This is a genomic window from Acetobacter oeni (assembly GCF_011516825.1).
GTDB classification, from domain to species: Bacteria; Pseudomonadota; Alphaproteobacteria; order Acetobacterales; family Acetobacteraceae; genus Acetobacter; species Acetobacter oeni.
Genome location: NZ_WOTA01000009.1, coordinates 1 through 16,103, shown reverse-complemented (window position 1 = coordinate 16,103; position 16,103 = coordinate 1). Strand labels below are relative to the sequence as shown.

Annotated in this window: 11 protein-coding genes; 1 reads left to right on the top strand and 10 read right to left on the bottom strand. The window is 56.8% G+C overall.

All coding sequences use genetic code 11. The features are described 5' to 3' along the window. Positions 1-48 precede the first annotated feature (48 nt). The 10 genes from GOB90_RS07620 to GOB90_RS07575 form a co-directional block, all read right to left on the bottom strand. Entirely contained in the window at positions 49-1,011 is a 963-nt protein-coding gene (locus GOB90_RS07620) for a glycosyltransferase family 17 protein (protein WP_146887285.1), read from the bottom strand. An 84-nt stretch (positions 1,012-1,095) separates the two neighbouring features. Next, positions 1,096-1,854, bottom strand: coding sequence for a glycosyltransferase family 2 protein (locus GOB90_RS07615; RefSeq protein WP_146887287.1), 759 nt, complete (start codon positions 1,852-1,854; stop codon positions 1,096-1,098). Further along, entirely contained in the window at positions 1,844-3,520 is a 1,677-nt protein-coding gene (locus GOB90_RS07610; protein ID WP_146887289.1) for a hypothetical protein, read from the bottom strand. Before GOB90_RS07610 ends, GOB90_RS07615 begins: the two co-directional genes overlap by 11 nt. A 303-nt stretch (positions 3,521-3,823) precedes the next feature. Continuing rightward, on the bottom strand, positions 3,824-7,231 hold the full coding sequence (locus tag GOB90_RS07605; protein ID WP_146887291.1) for a Hint domain-containing protein: 3,408 nt from the start codon (positions 7,229-7,231) through the stop codon (positions 3,824-3,826). Positions 7,232-7,470: 239 nt separating this feature from the next. After that, positions 7,471-7,962: a hypothetical protein gene (locus GOB90_RS07600; protein WP_146887293.1), complete on the bottom strand. Its 492-nt coding sequence runs from the start codon at positions 7,960-7,962 to the stop codon at positions 7,471-7,473. 194 nt (positions 7,963-8,156) lie between these two features. After that, entirely contained in the window at positions 8,157-9,575 is a 1,419-nt protein-coding gene (locus GOB90_RS07595) for an ammonium transporter (protein ID WP_146887295.1), read from the bottom strand. 300 nt (positions 9,576-9,875) lie between these two features. Further along, positions 9,876-11,273, bottom strand: a complete 1,398-nt coding sequence (gorA, locus tag GOB90_RS07590; RefSeq protein WP_146887297.1) for a glutathione-disulfide reductase — start codon at positions 11,271-11,273, stop codon at positions 9,876-9,878. A gap of 154 nt (positions 11,274-11,427) precedes the next feature. Continuing rightward, positions 11,428-12,306: a ferredoxin--NADP reductase gene (locus GOB90_RS07585; protein ID WP_146887299.1), complete on the bottom strand. Its 879-nt coding sequence runs from the start codon at positions 12,304-12,306 to the stop codon at positions 11,428-11,430. A gap of 256 nt (positions 12,307-12,562) precedes the next feature. After that, the gene (locus GOB90_RS07580) at positions 12,563-13,006 is read right to left on the bottom strand and encodes a hypothetical protein (protein ID WP_146887301.1); all 444 of its coding nucleotides are present in this window, start codon (positions 13,004-13,006) and stop codon (positions 12,563-12,565) included. Between the two features lie 141 nt (positions 13,007-13,147). After that, positions 13,148-14,344 (bottom strand): YVTN family beta-propeller repeat protein, encoded by a 1,197-nt coding sequence (locus tag GOB90_RS07575; RefSeq protein ID WP_146887302.1) that lies wholly within the window; start codon positions 14,342-14,344, stop codon positions 13,148-13,150. Between the two features lie 488 nt (positions 14,345-14,832). Here GOB90_RS07575 and GOB90_RS07570 point away from each other — a divergent pair, with 488 nt between their 5' ends. Beyond that, complete coding sequence (locus GOB90_RS07570) at positions 14,833-15,819, top strand: VOC family protein (protein WP_146887304.1); 987 nt, start codon at positions 14,833-14,835, stop codon at positions 15,817-15,819. Positions 15,820-16,103 lie beyond the last annotated feature (284 nt).

The following is a 16,103-nucleotide window of genomic DNA, read 5'->3' as shown; positions in this document are numbered from 1 at the left end:
GCATGCTAAAACAAAAACATTAAATTTTTATATGTAAATATAAAATAATTACAAAATTATATCAGCCATAATTGAATATTCTTTAGCCGTTAATCCATACAAAACGCCACTTTTATCATCACTAAATTTTAGAATTTTAGCAAAATCGTTTCTTGTATTCCGGAAAAGATTTTGCAACTCATCCATTGCTTCATAAACATCTTTTATGAACCCGTTATCTAAATAAACTTTCTGATTATTATTTATTTCAAGTGGATAATAAGGATATGTTATTGGAATAAATTTTGAAACTTCTTTGAAATTTCCCACTATTCCACCAGCTGTAATATGATTTTTTAGCGCATCCTTATTCATCATTGCACGTGGCCAGGGATCGTTCGCGTGTGAGTAAGATCTGAATTTACTCTGCAGACGTTCGAATCCTCCAAGATGTGTAAAGTGCCATCCGGCATCCATCACATGCAAGATTTTACCTTCAGTTTTCAACTGATCGTAGAACTTCGAACGATCCCATCGTGCCGTTGAGATATTTTCTATATTTTTCAGGTATCGCTTTTTCCCCGCATAACACGCAGTCCATCCCGATGGAGACTGCTGCAAATTCATATAAAACTGGAACATGGGCATATCAAAGATGCTTATTCCATCGAAATTGGAAGCTTCCAAAATAGATGATTGCCGCAATAACTCATCGGCATCTGCGATAATGAAAAGATCATTGTCTTCCGCTTGTTCCATCACTCTTAAAAACGAATGTCTCTGGTGATATTCTCTGACGAATGGATCTTCTGTGTCAGGAAAGTCATCAACGACAATGTGAATAATTTTATGGAGATAATCTTTGAAAATTTTTCTGTTTTCATGAAAAAAAAGTGGCTTTGGGTTTCCTGTAAAAGTCTTTGCAGACTCACTGATCACAAAGTAATCAACAAAATCATTATGCATCTTTAGTCGCAGATCTAAAATTTCCAGTTCATTAAAAAAAGGAAAGCAATCATATGTTTTTGTCATGGCCAACTCCGCAATATCAAAAAATTACTGTGTGATTTTTTCTATAATTTACAAAAAACTCTTTATATAACATAAAAATGCCCATTATACGGGATACCGAAAGGCCATTATAAGTTCGAGATCATAATGAGCAGGCAAAGCTTCCCGCATTGTACGGGAGACTTCATGCACTCTGTATTTGCAAAGAATTTCGGGAAGAAATCCAACATCCAGATCAGCTCGAACAAACTTCATCCAGAAATCATAATCTTCCCAGCCCTCTTCGATATGACTAAAGCCACCTACTGTCTCGAACGCAGATTTTCTCACAAGCGAGGTAACATCAATATAATTTGCTTCGCGTAACCGGATCGGATCCCACAGATCAGCATGTCCGAGACCATGCCGGTCTCCGACCTCGACAATTTGTGGATAGACAGCATCAAACCCTCCATCGACACAGGCTGTCAAAAGTTTTGTCGCCGCTGCGGGAAACAGAATATTGTCAGCATCAAGAAGCAGGATGAATTCTCCTCTCGCCTGCTCAATAGCGATATTGCGTGACACGGACGGTCCCATATTGCGCAGGTTTCTGATGACCGAGACGCCATGAAAGCGCTCCCGGTTCCTGTCGGCCCAGCCTGAAATAGCTGCAAGGGACGAAGTTTCGTCAGAGCAGTCATCTACAATGATAAGCTCAATATCCGTATGTGTCTGTGCACAGACGGAATCGAGACATTCCTCGATGTAATCACCATAATTAAAATGCGGGATGCAGACTGATATCAGTTTCTCCGATGCAGGAGCTTCCATGGACGTTTTGTAGATATGCTCATATCGGCGATTCCAGGGCTTAATGGTCACTGCTGATAGCCTTCCATCGCGATGAAATAAAACGCAATAATCTATTCTGATCCTCCGCCGCCTGACGGCCGTTCACGATTTTGGTAAGGGCATTACTGCGTATTCGGGCGGCCTCTTTTTTTCCATCAGATGAATGAAGGAGCCACTCCACAAGATTTGGAATATGTCTGGTTGTTTCAGAAAGATAGTGAATTCCCGCACTAAAATACGGGTGCGGGAGACATTCCTCGCTTACAACAAGGGAACCTCGTGCCATTCCCTGCGCTACAATACGTTGCCATTCAAAAAAGAGGTCATTTTCCCTGTGAATATTGAGAGAAATTTTTGAGTGAGAGGCAACATGACTGGCAAGACGCGACAATATCCCGTATCTCTGACTGTCAGCTATAGGGCCACCCGTACGCCTGTAATAAAAGAAGCATTTATAATCCGCGAAGAATTCGGCATGTCTGGAGAAGAATTTTTCCCGCCTGTCGGTATGATTTCCGAAAAAACTGACATCTATTTCCCGTTTATTGAATGACAGTTTCGGATCAGAGCTTTTCCTACATGATGGAGGTAAAATTCGTACCATTGCATGAGACTGATCAGCGGGTGATAGTATCCGGGAAGACATATTCACGGGAGGGTTAAAGAACAGCCCCGGAATACCTGCACCTGAAAACACTTCTAAATTTTGAAAAGAAATATCGATGACACCGCTGGACATCAGATTATAAAGCAAACCTCTGACAAACCACAGCGTCTGCGGCTGCTCGGTATTAAACATGACTGAATTTCGGACAATATCATCCCCCTTCCACGGCTCTGAACCGGGAAGGAAAAAGAACTCATGTGGTCCGCAGAAAATACAGAACTGAGGTTTTTCCTGTATGGAGCATGTCTCATCAAGCAGGATGGCATTAAGTCCGGCGTCATTCAACTGACTGACCAGTGTTTCTGCAATTTCCCTGATAAAAATATTTCCGAGGGAATGTTGAAAAACACCTATTTTTTCAGGAAAATCTCGCTTTTTCAGCAGTGGTGTTGACGGAACAGCCGACAGAGCAGGAGACTGCTGCGCCAGCTTGCCCAATGTTTTTGCGATATGCTTCCGCGAGAGTACTGAGCGTCCTTCACTGATACCATAGAGCACGGCATGCTGGGCCGGACAAAGATCTGACGTGGTTACGTCACTGTTCATTGCCACATAATCCGTGGAACCAAAAAACGCGAGGTGTTTCATCCGGGAAATAGCTTTGTATACCGAACGATAAGAGTAGTCTTCCAGCATTCCCCTGGTTGAATAGACCGTTTTTCCATCTGTTCTGATATAATGCGCGAATGGATTTTCACCGGACGCTATTTCGTTCTGAAATATCCCGGCATAATGCGCTGTATCGAAACTCCGGTTGGGTCGGCGTCCCTCGTCCGCGCCATGTTCAATGTAGTGTTTTACCGGATCCAGCTTTGCGTTTTTAACGTCAGCATTAGCCTGATAATAAAATTCCTCATCAAACAGACCGGAATTTCGGATTGTTAACTCGTCCTGATCTGAATCAAATGCTTCTCTGGTAGTTTTATTATCAGATACGTGGACAAGACCATGATTCCGGATTTCAAAAATAGATGAAACGTCAGTCACATTGACGACAGGACCGATCCCTGGTGATTCTGTCTGGGCCATATTCTGATCTCTGAAAGTTACTTATTGAAACAAATTTCAATTTCAGTCTTGAAGTAAAGAAGTTAATTTTCGTACAATTCGCAGCATAAAGGTCTGAAATCAGCGCAGGCCGGTCCTGCTTCTGTCAGTGCCAAGCCTTACCATGGGGAATCGGCTCGGGATTGCCCTCCCGGCAGCTTCATTTCGGTTACAGCCTGACTATGCTGGCCTTAAATATAATACAGCATCGGACCGGATGGATTCCGGTCCGATGCTGTTCACGTGCCAGACCTTGCCTGTAAGCGGAGAGGCCCCCGGCCGGGGTTATGCCGATGCTTTAAAAAATTCCGGCGCTTCCAGTGCGGCCTCCGGTCTTCCAAGAGCTTCTGCCAGGGCTGTGTTGACCTCGTGTTCTCCACATTTCTCCGCGATCAGGCGGCAGGCCGTGTTACCCATCGTATCCACCAGGTCCGGAGCGTCATGCAGACGGACGATTTCAGCCGCGAGATGTTTTGCGTCTTTCTGAACCAGCGCGCTCAGGCCTCCCGGAAGATCAATGCCTTCGGCTGCCATGGGCGTCATGACGCAGGGCAGACCGGCCGCGAATGTTTCGAGTACTTTGCCTTTGATGCCGGCTCCGTATCGCAGGGGCGCGACGCCCAGGCGGACCTGCTCGAACAGCCCGTCCCGCAGGTTCTCGATTCGGCCTGTAACTTCGACGCCCCCGCATGACGGGCTGGCGGCACGTGCCAGGGCTTCGATACCGGCGTCCATATCCGTGCCGGCCAGCACACAGCGGATATGCGGGGCCTGCTGCCAGACGAGTGGCATGATCTCGCGGACCAGCCAGTCGGCGGCATCACGGTTGGGAGCGTGACGGTAATGACCGAGGAAAGCGACGCCCTGACGCTGGCGGGCGGATGTTTTCACGGGCTGCGCGGCGATGTCCCATGGAACGACATGCACTTTCAGAGCCGGCATCAGGCGTCGCAGTTCTTCGGCTTCAACGGCCGAATGGGTGACGACGACGTCGGACATAAGAGCGGAAGTCACTTCGAGTGTCCGCATCCGTCCGGCTTCGCGGGCGAGACCGGCGTTCCCCTCCACGGCGGCCTGACGGGCCATGCGGAGATAGTGAAGATCCGCAACGCTGTAGATGAGGCGGCTGTTGCTCATGTAGCGTCTGACGAGTCCCGCATAGGATGACGCGAGGCCGGCGCGGTGCAGATAGACAACGTCGAATGTGCCGGCCTGCCGGCGCAGCAGGTCTTCGGGCGACGCGTAGAACGGGGCGGTGGCCACGGAGACGCCTTCGGCTTCCAGGACGGAAATCAGGTCCTGCGGGATATTCGTGGACGGCATTGTGAACGTCACGTGGTAGCCGAGGCGTCCAAGGGCGCGGATATGCGAGCAGATGGCTTCTGATCCGGCATCGTGTCCCTGCCGGGGAAACTGTTCGTCAATGACGAGCGCACGGCGGAGTTTAGGGATTTTGGACGCGGATTTCCCGGCCAGGCGACGGATGCGGTCGTGCTCTGCCTTTTCCCGGTTCCCGGCATCGCGTTCCGCTTTTGCCTGACAGATCAGATCGGCCTGATGCGCGACGAATCTCAGAGCCCGGCTGCGTTCTTCATCGGTTTCGAGGCCGGAAATGGCCCGGGTGACGAACGCTTCCAGCTCGTCATTGAACTCGTCCGAGGCGGCGAGCAGGCGCGGCGAATCGTTCAGGTGACGATCCGTGCCGGCGTAACGGACGGCGATGGTATGCGCCACCGAGGGGTCGAGCGGTCTGGTGAAGGCGAAGGAGAATCCGGCCCATCCGGTTCCGAAACCGGAGGCAACGAGGTCCGGGCGGTGATCGGCGGCGGAAACGGTGGTGAGGTATTCGTCGTCAACGAATATATCGACCTGCATTTTATCCCAGGGCTGGTTCTGATTCCAGGCCCAGCCGCTGACTTTGCGACGATCCGCGAAATCCAGCCAGCCATGCAGATGCTCTTCCGTCTCCGCGTCAGCAGCCGACATGGGAGCCTGTTCGTGGCGCGGCATATCCGTATCGGGATTCAGTCTGGCGCGTTCGGCAAGCCGGTGCCAGATTTTTGCGAGCTGTTCCCCGCCTTCGACCCGGGGAGCGCAGTAGACCGGCTCCGCACGTCCGGCATCGGGGTAGAGGGTGTAATAATCGGCGGCATTCTGGAATATGCCGCGTGAGCCGTCCTCCACATAGGTCTCGGACGGGGTGCCTTCGGCCATCAGCAGGTCGTGGCTCTCCAGTTCGAGGTGGATATAGGACACTTCGCCGGGCTCTTCGTCCTGCACGATGCTGATACCGTTGACCAGCGAGCTGGCGGGAATGAGCACACCGTCAACATACATGGCGTGGAGAGGGGAGATGCTGAGGTCACGCACCGGCACATTGCTGGCGAGCGCGCCGGCTTTGATGGTGACGGGAAGCAGCTTTTTGTTTTTTCCGACGAAGGCTGGCGCGTAGCTGCGGCGCCCGATCCAGCGCACGGGACGGAGGGCGCCGGAGGCCGTGCGGACCAGATCACCGATCTGAAGGGTTTCGATCGGGGCCTCGCCGTTCTGAACCGCGATGCGTGTGCCGGGGCAGTAGCAGGCGATGTCGGTCAGTTCGAAAGCTGTCTGGGCCTGTGAGCCGGTGGCGTTGGTCTGAGTGAAATCGGAAGCCCCGTCGATCGGAGAGGCCAGGCTGATTGTGTCAGCGGTTGCGCCGGTGGAATCCAGAATGTTTATCGCATCAGAGGCGTAGGAGACGGTGTAATCGGACGGATCAAGATCGATCAGAAGCTCTGCGCCGGCTGACAGCGTGAGATTGGTGATGGCGTCGTCGGTACCGCCAATCTCCAGTATGGCGCCGCTTGCGACCGTGATGTTATCGACGGTCGCGCCCACACCGTCATTATCCAGAACGTAGGCGGACCCGCCACTGTTAAGCGTAATATTACTGGCTGTAGCGCCGGCTGCGATCTGGATAAAACCGGAGGAATCAACAGTTACACCTGAGACAACGCCGCCTGACTGAACGTCACTTTCGCCACCGGAACTGACAGTGATATCGCAGGCACTGCCTCCCTGCTGAACCTGCTGTTCGGCGCCGCTGAGAATGGTGGTGTTGCTTGCATAACCACCGTTCGAGACGACCTGGTTGGCAACAACGGCGGACCCGCCGCCGCTCAGTGTGGTATCGACCGCTGAGGCACCGGCGGCAATGAGCTGCACCGCGTTGCCATAGAGAGTGGCGCTGACCGCACTGGCGCCGGCCTCTACATTCTGTTGCGCGCCGGCAGCACCATCTGTTCCACCCGACAATATGGCGCCGCTGTCGATCCCACCCGTGATGATATTTTCCGTGGCTCCGGCCTCAAGGATCAGGCCACTGGCGACAGCCCCCGTGTTGATGCCGGTTATGGTCGCGCCGGAGTCGACGGTTATACCTTCAAGGTAGCCGCCACTCAGGACGTTCACGCCCGTATCGCCGGCCTCTATTTCTCCACCGCTGACGATAGCGGGGCTGGCGGTTGTTCCGCCAACACTGATCGTGCCGCCACTAAGCAGAGTGAGATCGTTTACAGTCCCGTCGCTGGAGACCCGCAGCGTGGCGCCGGAGCTGACGACGAGACCGTCAACCACTCCGCCATTATAAACGAGCATTGTTCCGCTGCTGTCAGTCTGATTTGTCTTTGTCCCGCTGCTGATGATGGTTGCCATGTTTTCGATGCTCCCGAAAATCACACCCGGCCATTTTTGGCCGAATGTCCTGTGAATTGATTTCGGGTCTTATTCTTCGGACAAATCACTAATTTTTCGGATACAATGGTTTCTATGTGTTCATAATTGGTGTCTCCAGCCCCTGGCTGTCGGGCTGGCGGGAAGCTCCGGAATAAAAAAACGGCCGCGCCGGAAAAGATCCGGGCACGGCCGTCATAAGATACTCTATCAGTAAAACATTACTGACTTTTCAGGCGCTTATTGCAGAGGCTGTAATAGCCACCGCCTTTTTTAATCCATGTCAGACCGCCATTGCCGCCGTTTGCCTTGTTGGCGTGATACTGGTCGAGGCATGTTTTGCGACGGGCCGCGCCGGCGCTCAGTGATGAATATTTTGAAGAAACCTGCCCCGGAAATACAGCATTTCCGGATGAAACCGGGCTGGCGGTCTCTTTCGTGGCGGCGGGGGTCGCCGCAGGCGCTGCCGGCGTGGCTGTGGCCGGGGCGGAGTCGTCTGCCTCGGCCTCGGCTCCGGAGCACTGTGCGGTCTTGAACTCTTTATAGGTCTGACCGGAGGTCAGGGTACCGGCTTTTCGCGATTCGGTGAATTTCGCGTGGCACTCTTTAGCAGTCATCGCGTGAGCGATCTCCGCGGAACCGATCCAGGCGGCGCTGCCTGCGAGCACGGCGAGGGACGTGGCCATGGCACGCGCCGAACGAATGAAGCCCATCAGCTATCCTTTATCTTCATGAGTGTCCCGTCCATGCCTGGCGGGCGCGGCACTCTGTATTTCAGGCCTCCTGAGAGGCGGGACGTCCGGGCAACAGTGCCCGGACGGACTCTATAACGCGACTGCCGGACATGACAGAGGCCGGGTTACGGAACCCGGCCTCCGGACGACTGACGACAGCGAATCGCTGGTCGTTATGAAATGCGCTCGCCATGAAGCGCGACATCCAGGCCTTCCTGCTCGGCTTCGGCCGAAACACGCAGGCCGATCACTGCATCGACGATCTTCAGCAGAATGAAGGTCATGACACCGCACCAGATGATGGTGACGCCGACGGCTTCGGCCTGCACGATCAGCTGGTGGAACGAGCCGGGCGATCCGCCCGGATTTGCGTCGGTGGCGGAGAGCGGGCCGTAAGCGAGGACGCCGGTCAGCAGTGCACCGACGATTCCGCCGACGCCATGCACGCCGAAGGCATCGAGGCTGTCATCATATTTGAATATATGTTTAAGCGTGGTCGCGCTCCAGTAGCAGACGACGCCGGTGATGAGGCCGATGATCAGAGCGCCGCCCGGCAGCACGAAACCAGCAGCGGGGGTTATGGCGACCAGACCGCCGACGGCGCCGGAGATGATGCCCAGGACGGTTGGCTTGCCCGTGCGCGCCCATTCGGCGAGCATCCAGGCGACGCCCGCGGCGGCGGCGGCGATCTGGGTCGTGGCCATGGCCATGCCCGCGCGACCGTTGGCGCCGACGGCGGACCCGGCGTTGAAGCCGAACCAGCCGACCCAGAGCAGGGATGCTCCAATGACGGCGTAGGTCAGGTTGAAGGGCGCCATGTCATCCGTGCCGAGGCCGCGACGTCTGCCAAGAACGATGGCGCAGACGAGGCCGGCGATACCGGCGTTGATATGCACGACGGTGCCGCCGGCGAAGTCGAGCGTGCCGAGGCCCATGAGCCAGCCGACCGGGCTCCAGACCCAGTGCGCGACGGGGGCGTAGACCAGCAGCGACCAGAGGATGGTGAAAACGCACATGGCCGAGAATTTCATGCGTTCGGCGTAGGCGCCGGCGATCAGGGCCGGGGTAATGATGGCGAAGGTCATCTGGAACGTCATGAAGACGCTCTCGGGGATGGTCATGACCGTCGGGTTCGGGGAGTCGGCGCCGAGAGTGAAGCCAATATCGGCGCCTCTGGAGATATGGTCGCCGATGGTCGCGAGGAAGGCTTTCGACAGGCCGCCTATATAAGGTGTGCCGGTCGTGAAGGCGAGCGAGTAGCCGGCGATCATCCAGACGATGGTGATGATGCAGCAGATGGCGAAGCTCTGCATGACGGTGGACAGCACGTTCTTCTTGCGCACCATACCGGCGTAAAAGAGGGCCAGTCCGGGAATGGTCATCATCAGAACGAGGGCAACGCTGACCAGCATCCAGGCGGTATCGCCGCTGTCGATTGCCGGGGCTGCGTCGGCGGCATGAGCGGGGAGAGCTGCTGTGACTCCGGCGACCACGGCTGCGACGGCGCTGAGTATTTTCGTACCGGGGAGCGGCGGTGTCCCGGCGGCCTGCCGCGGGCCCCGCCCAGCAAACGTGGAGAACTGAATATCCATTAACGCCTGTAGCCCCCTGCCCCATTAACATCCGCGTGCCGGAGGATCAGAACGGAACGCGCCGATGCCGGCGTCTCTGCCGGTTATGAGGCCGGGAGACAAAAACAGGCACGGAGCGTCTGGCGCTGATCCCGCCGGTCGCGCGACGACCTGACAAAATCTTCATCCTTTACGTAGCTTATCCGAAACGAAACGCTCAAGCCCCGAGAGCGGACCTTGTTCATTTTACTGATGTTTTGCGGTGCCGGTGGTGGTCTTTCGGGCGCGGCGGCCGGAGGCTTCTGAGCGGAAACCTGCTTTTCAGTCGCCGGACACGCGTGTTCTCGTGCGCATGGTGACAAATTCCTCGCCTGATGTCGGGTGAATGCCGATGGTGCGGTCGAAATCGGCTTTGCGCAGTCCGGCGGTGACGGCGATGGCGAGGCCCTGCATCAGTTCGGGCGCGTCCTCGCCGATCATATGGGCGCCGACGATCTTCTGCGTGGCCTGATCGACCACGAGTTTCATGAGGGTACGTCGCTCGCGGCCGCTCAGCGTGTGGCGCATCGGGCGGAATTTCGAGAGGTAAATGTCGGTTGTGCCCCGTTCGGCGGCTTCGGTTTCGGTGAGGCCGACGCTGGCAAGAGGCGGGGTGAAGAACACGGCTTTCGGGGTGGTGTCGAAGGACCACTCGCGGGACCGGTCGGCATAGAGGCGATCGGCGAGGATGTGGCCCTCGGCAATGGCGACCGGGGTGAGGTTCAGGCGGTTGGTGACGTCACCGATGGCGAAGATGCCGGGCTGTGTGGCCTCGAAGTGCCGGTCTATCTCGATGCGGCCGTCTTCTGTTGTACGGATTCGGGTGGTTTCCAGGCCGAGTTTTTCGGTCTTCGGGTGGCGTCCGGTGGCCATCAGCACGCAGTCCGCTGTGAGCCGGTTGCCGTTATCGAGTGTGACGGTGAACGCATCGCCATCACACTCGATCCGGGTCGGGCTGGTTTTTTCGTGCTGCGTGATGCCGCGCTGGCCGATGGCCTCATGCAGGGCGGTACGGAGATCCTCATCGAAGCCGCGCAGGGGCAGGTCCTGGCGATAGACGAGATCGACGCTCGCGCCCAGGCCGGCGAAAATACCGGCGAATTCGATGCCGATATAGCCGGCGCCGATGATGCAGACGCGGCGGGGCAGCGCGGGCAGGCTGAAGACCTCATCGGAGGTGATGGCCAGATCAGCGCCGACGATCGGCAGTCTGGTCGGCGCGGAACCGGTGGCGATGACGATGCGTTCGGCGGTGATCCGCTCCGGTTTCGCTTTGGGATCGAGGCCGGTGGGCGTTGTGACGATTGTGTGGGCGTCTTCGAAACGGGCGTGGCCGGTGAGCAGGCGGACGCCGGCTTTTTCCAGCATTGAGACGTAGATGCCGTTCAGGCGGTGGATCTCGCGGTCTTTCGCGGCGATCAGCTTTGCCCAGTCGAACGTGCCGGGTTCGGTGTTCCAGCCGAAGCCGTGGCTGTCAGCGACGTAATCCCCGTATTCACTGGCCTGGACCATGAGTTTTTTCGGCACGCAGCCAAGATTGACGCAGGTTCCGCCCCAGTGACGCCCTTCCGCCACGGCGACGCGGGCGCCGTGGCCGGCGGCGATTCGGGCGCAGCGAACGCCGCCGGACCCGGCGCCGATAACCAGGAGATCGACGTCACAGGGCTTCTTGTCGGACATCTTCTCTCCGGAGCGTTATTCAGGGTCATTCTGATCCGGGTCACTCTGCCCGGAGCTGGCGGGGACCGCTGGTCCCCGCGCCATGATTTATTTGCGTAAACGGTTTCCGGAGACGTGCGATCTCCGGCGGGCTCAGGACAGAGCCCTGAACATCTCAGCGCTCAGCGAACGCCTTTTCAACGACATAGGCGCCGGGACGCGAATTGTTGCCCTCGTCGAAGCCACGGGATTCCAGAAGTTTTTCGGTATCGGCCAGCATTTCCGGCGACCCGCAGATCATCACGCGGTCATGTTCAGGGTCGATTTCCGGGATATTGAGGTCACGGAAGATTTTGCCGTTTTCGATCAGGGTCGTGATGCGGTCCGAGACTTCAAACTCTTCACGGGTGACGGCCGGGTAATAGCGCAGTTTCGGCCCGATCATCTCGCCGAGGAATTCGTGCTCGCGCAGGTCTTCGCGGATGTATTTACGATAGGCGAGTTCGTTTTTGATCCGCACGGTGTGGGTCAGGATGACGTTGTCGTAACGCTCATAGCATTCCGGGTCGCGGATGAGGCTCATGAACGGTGCCAGGCCGGTGCCGGTGGAGAGGAAATAGAGGTTACGGCCCGGGCGGAGGTTGTCGAGCAGCAGGGTTCCGACGGGCTTACGGCCGATCAGGACGGTATCACCGACCTTGACGTGACGCAGGCGCGAGGTGAGCGGGCCGTCCGGCACGGCGATGGAGAGGAACTCCATGTGCTCTTCGTAGTTTGCGGAAGCGATGGAGTAGGCGCGGAGCAGCGGCTTGCCCTCGACCTCGATGCCGATCATTGCAAACTGGCCGTTTTCGAAACGGAGCGCCGGATCACGCGTTGTGGTGAAGCTGAACAGGCGGTCCGTCCAGTGGTGAACGGTGAGAACTGTGGCCGGATAGAGGTGCGGGTAGTCCTTCGTGGGTTGCGCGAGATGCCACACGCCTTCCTGACCTTCGACTGGCAGCAGGCCGGAGGGGGCCAGATCGGGGGCAAGGCGTGTCAGCGTTTCGGACATGGCCGTGAAGTCTCCGTTTTAAGGGCGTGACGCCTGCAAAAGAAACTGAAAACAGGTGGCTGTCTGGCCATCAGTTACCTGCTCAGCGGGCGCGCGCCGGGTTGCCGGGCGATTTGGCAGGCGTTTTTAAGGGCAAGAGCGGGCTTATACCAGCAATTATTTTCGCGAATCTGCTGCGAGGCCGGGACAAATCACGGACGAAGCCAGTGGTTCAGGGAGAGCGGGTGTCGTTGGCACCTCATTTCGCCAGGGGGATTTATGAAGATTGTTTCCCGATATCGCGCATGGCGACAACCAGATTCATATGCGGCGCGAGAATGCGCGGCGGCAGTGTCGGCAGGTAGATACGGATGACGTCCAGCCGTTTCGAATCCGGGAGCGCGGCGAAGACCGGGCGCGATCCGAGCTCCGCGCCGCCGGTGTCGTAGCTTCTGGCGATGGCTGCGAGAAGGGTCGCCGGGACGGATGCCAGAAGAGTTTTCTGCGACGGGGTCAGGAGTTTGTCGCGGAGGGGGCCTGACAAGGTGCGTATTGCCGCGATTTTCGGGGGTTCGTAAGGTTTCAGCTGGCTCAGGGGGAATTCGACTTCCACGCCGTTGCCTTGCAGCACGTAGCCGGTCGGGCCGTCGATATCGACCAGCTTACCTTCGTGCGCCCCTTTGAGGTCCGATACATGATCGCCGATCGACAACTGCGCCATGACTGACCTCCCTGTGCCTGTGTGAATATGGCTTACAGGGAGGCATGGATATGACCGCCGGTCAAACGCTCGCCATGTGGCGCGTGTTTTTAACCGGGGGTTCGGGACAGAGCCGTGAAGCTCTGCCTCCGTTCGTCTCTGTCAGCGCATGATCCCGGTATGCCCGACCGAGTAGCGGCCCGGCTGTGGCCAGACGGTGAGACCGTGCGGCTCGGCGCCGACGGGGATACTTTTCATGGAACCTGTCGCGGTGTCGATGGCGTAGACGACATCGTCGAAGCGACCGGACAGCCACAGAAGTTTTCCATCGGCGCTGACATTACCCATATCGGGGCTGCCGCCACCGGGGACCGGCCAGGTTCTGATGACCCGGTTCGTGGCGAAATCGACGACTGAAACGCTGCCGTCTTTACTGTGACGCGGGCCGTGGACCTTATGCGATCCGCGATTCGCGACATACATGACGGTGTCATCCCGGCTCGGATAGATGCCGTGCGTGCCGACGCCGGTATGGATGAAGCCTGTCTCTTTAAAAGTATCGCCGTCGAGGATGAAGACGCCGTCCGCGTGCATGTCGGCGACGTAGAAGGTCCGGCCGTTCGGGGCGACCAGGATATCCTGGGGCATGCCGCCGGTGGAGAGCTTCAGGTAGCCGAGAATCTGGTGGTTGACGGTATCGACCTTGGCGACCATGCCGCCGAATTCGCAGGTGAAGATTGCGTAGCGGCCATCAATGGAGAAGGCGGCGTGGTTGATGCCGCGACATTCCGGCGCTTCGACCGAGCCTTGCATCGCCATGGTGTGCGGGTCACGGAAATCGAGGCGCTTGCGGGCTTCGGCCACGACGATCGCCGATTTGCCGTCCGGTGTGAAATACATATTGTACGGATCGTCGACCGGGACGGCCGGGCCGGGTTTACCGGTGCGCGGGTCGATTGGCGTCAGGCTGCCCTGGGTGGTGCCTTCGGCGTTATTGGTTGCCCAGAGGGTGCGCAGATCCCAGGACGGGACGACGTGCTGCGGGCTGCGTCCGACGGGGAAGCGGTCCACGACGCTCATGGTGGCCGGGTCGATCACGTAGACATCGTTCGAGCGCAGGTTCGGCACATAAATCCGGGCCGGGTCTTTGGCGACTTCCGGCGCGATGTTGTCCGGGCGCGCTTCCGAATAGATGTTGTTCGGATTGATGACCGGGGGCATGCCGGGGATGGTCTGAATCGCGCCGGCCGCGGCGGGCGCCGCTGTGGGTTCGGGTGTCTGGGCATGGACAGGGGCCAGAGAGCAGATACCGAGAAGGCCTGCCATGGCGGCCCCGGTGAGAAATTTGTTTTTCGTCATAATATGTCAGCGTCCTCCGCGGGCGCACGCATAGCACAGGCGCAGGGGGCGGCAAGCGATCTGCATCAAAGACGATGAAAAATCTGTTGTGAACGGTTTCCGGAACTGGACTTTGTACACTTCCGTCCGGTCTGTTTGCCCGGGAGGGCGAGCAGCTGCGGAACCTGGAAGTCCGTCCGCATTCGCGCCGCCGAAAATCGCCGGCAGTGCCTGTCATGACAGGTTCTTAGCAGCAGGGACGAAAAGCCGGGCGTCCCTTCTGCCCGCGCGCTTTATGTCTTTCATCTTCCGACGTTTTTCCTATTTCCCCCGTATCAGAACGAATGTCCCTTGCGCGGCGCAGAAGGTCTAGGGGTGTGACTGGTACCCTGACGAAAGGGTGAAACGAAAGCGGCGATGTCCTGCAGGCGTAACTATCAGAAGAGTATCAGGTCATACTTCACGATAGCCTCTGTGATGCACGCCCTTATCGAAATTCAGAGGTATTCATGAGCATACCCAGTGTCGTCACACATCCTCCGTTCAATATTACCCGCTCCAGTCATGTCCGGTATTTTGTAACCGACCTGGAAAAAAGTGTCAGATTCTACACGGAAATACTTGGGCTGGTGATCAGTGATCAGGATTCTGACACCGTGTACCTGCGCGGAATAGAAGAGGCCTGCCATCACAGTGTTGTTCTCATGCAGAGGCGTGATACGGCGCCGGCCGCAGAATGTGTTGGTATGCGCGTGGCGTCCGAAGATGACCTTCATCGTGCACAGGAACACATTCTCGCGGCTGGAGGCACGGCCACCTTCGCAGAACGTCCTTATCAGGGGCTGACGCTTCTGACGTCGTTCGGCGAGGGGACGCCGCCTGTCGAACTTTGCTCATCGATGCCGGTTCTGCCGCGCCTGCTCAATAATTTTCCGGCGCAGAAGGGTGGACGGGCGCTCCGTCTCGACCATTACCAGTGTGTCATACCGGATGTCGGGGCAACGGCGGAGAAGTTCATGGCACTCGGGTTCCGTCCTTCGAAATACACGACGCATGTCGATACAGGGCAGCTTCTGAGCATCTTCCTCGCACGTAAAAACAACCCGCATGATCTGGTGCTGGCACAGGGTGCCGGACCGCGACTGCATCATGTCGCTTTCATTGTATCGGATCTGCAGGCCATGTTCCGTGCCTGCGATATCGCAGCCAATCTCGGCTATGGTCGTCATGTCGAATATGGTCCCGGGCGGCATGGTCCTCCCAACGGCATCTTTACCTATTTCAGAGATCCGGACGGCAACAGGATCGAATTCGGCCTGCCTCCCATGCAGTTCATGGACCCGGAAGACCAGCCGAATGTCTGGGATTCGACTGATGGCGTGTCGCTTGTTCCCTGGGGCGACGGCCCTCCGCAGCGGTGGAGAGAGGAAATGACGTCGTTCGACGGCATTACACCGGCGGGTGGTACCATAGCGCGGTGGACATCCCGGCGGTAAAAGCAGAGTGCGTCACGCAGCAGTCCTGCCCGGGAATTTTTCCGGTGCAGGACTTTTTTGTAAAGGTCGCCAGTCGGAACGCTGTTCCGAACCCTGGCAGGGGATGCGGGCTCTCTGCTGTTTTAGTAAAAAACTTTACCTGCCAGATGCAGAGCAGAACCTGGCTTTGATTTTCTCTCAGTGTCTGACCGAAAATGAGTTGAGTGATTTCAGCGGGTTATGATTCATGGGTTTGCGATAACCTGATGAGATCAAGATGGCCTGGACTGAAATCACCCGAGCGC

Excerpts from the sequence above, each read along its gene's own strand:
- GOB90_RS07620 (WP_146887285.1), bottom strand. The coding sequence starts at position 1,011 with ATGACAAAAACATATGATTGCTTTCCTTTTTTTAATGAACTGGAAATT.
- GOB90_RS07610 (WP_146887289.1), bottom strand. The coding sequence starts at position 3,520 with ATGGCCCAGACAGAATCACCAGGGATCGGTCCTGTCGTCAATGTGACT.
- GOB90_RS07605 (WP_146887291.1), bottom strand. The coding sequence starts at position 7,231 with ATGGCAACCATCATCAGCAGCGGGACAAAGACAAATCAGACTGACAGC.
- GOB90_RS07600 (WP_146887293.1), bottom strand. The coding sequence starts at position 7,962 with ATGGGCTTCATTCGTTCGGCGCGTGCCATGGCCACGTCCCTCGCCGTG.
- GOB90_RS07595 (WP_146887295.1), bottom strand. The coding sequence starts at position 9,575 with ATGGATATTCAGTTCTCCACGTTTGCTGGGCGGGGCCCGCGGCAGGCC.
- gorA (WP_146887297.1), bottom strand. The coding sequence starts at position 11,273 with ATGTCCGACAAGAAGCCCTGTGACGTCGATCTCCTGGTTATCGGCGCC.
- GOB90_RS07585 (WP_146887299.1), bottom strand. The coding sequence starts at position 12,306 with ATGTCCGAAACGCTGACACGCCTTGCCCCCGATCTGGCCCCCTCCGGC.
- GOB90_RS07580 (WP_146887301.1), bottom strand. The coding sequence starts at position 13,006 with ATGGCGCAGTTGTCGATCGGCGATCATGTATCGGACCTCAAAGGGGCG.
- GOB90_RS07575 (WP_146887302.1), bottom strand. The coding sequence starts at position 14,344 with ATGACGAAAAACAAATTTCTCACCGGGGCCGCCATGGCAGGCCTTCTC.
- GOB90_RS07570 (WP_146887304.1), top strand. The coding sequence starts at position 14,833 with ATGAGCATACCCAGTGTCGTCACACATCCTCCGTTCAATATTACCCGC.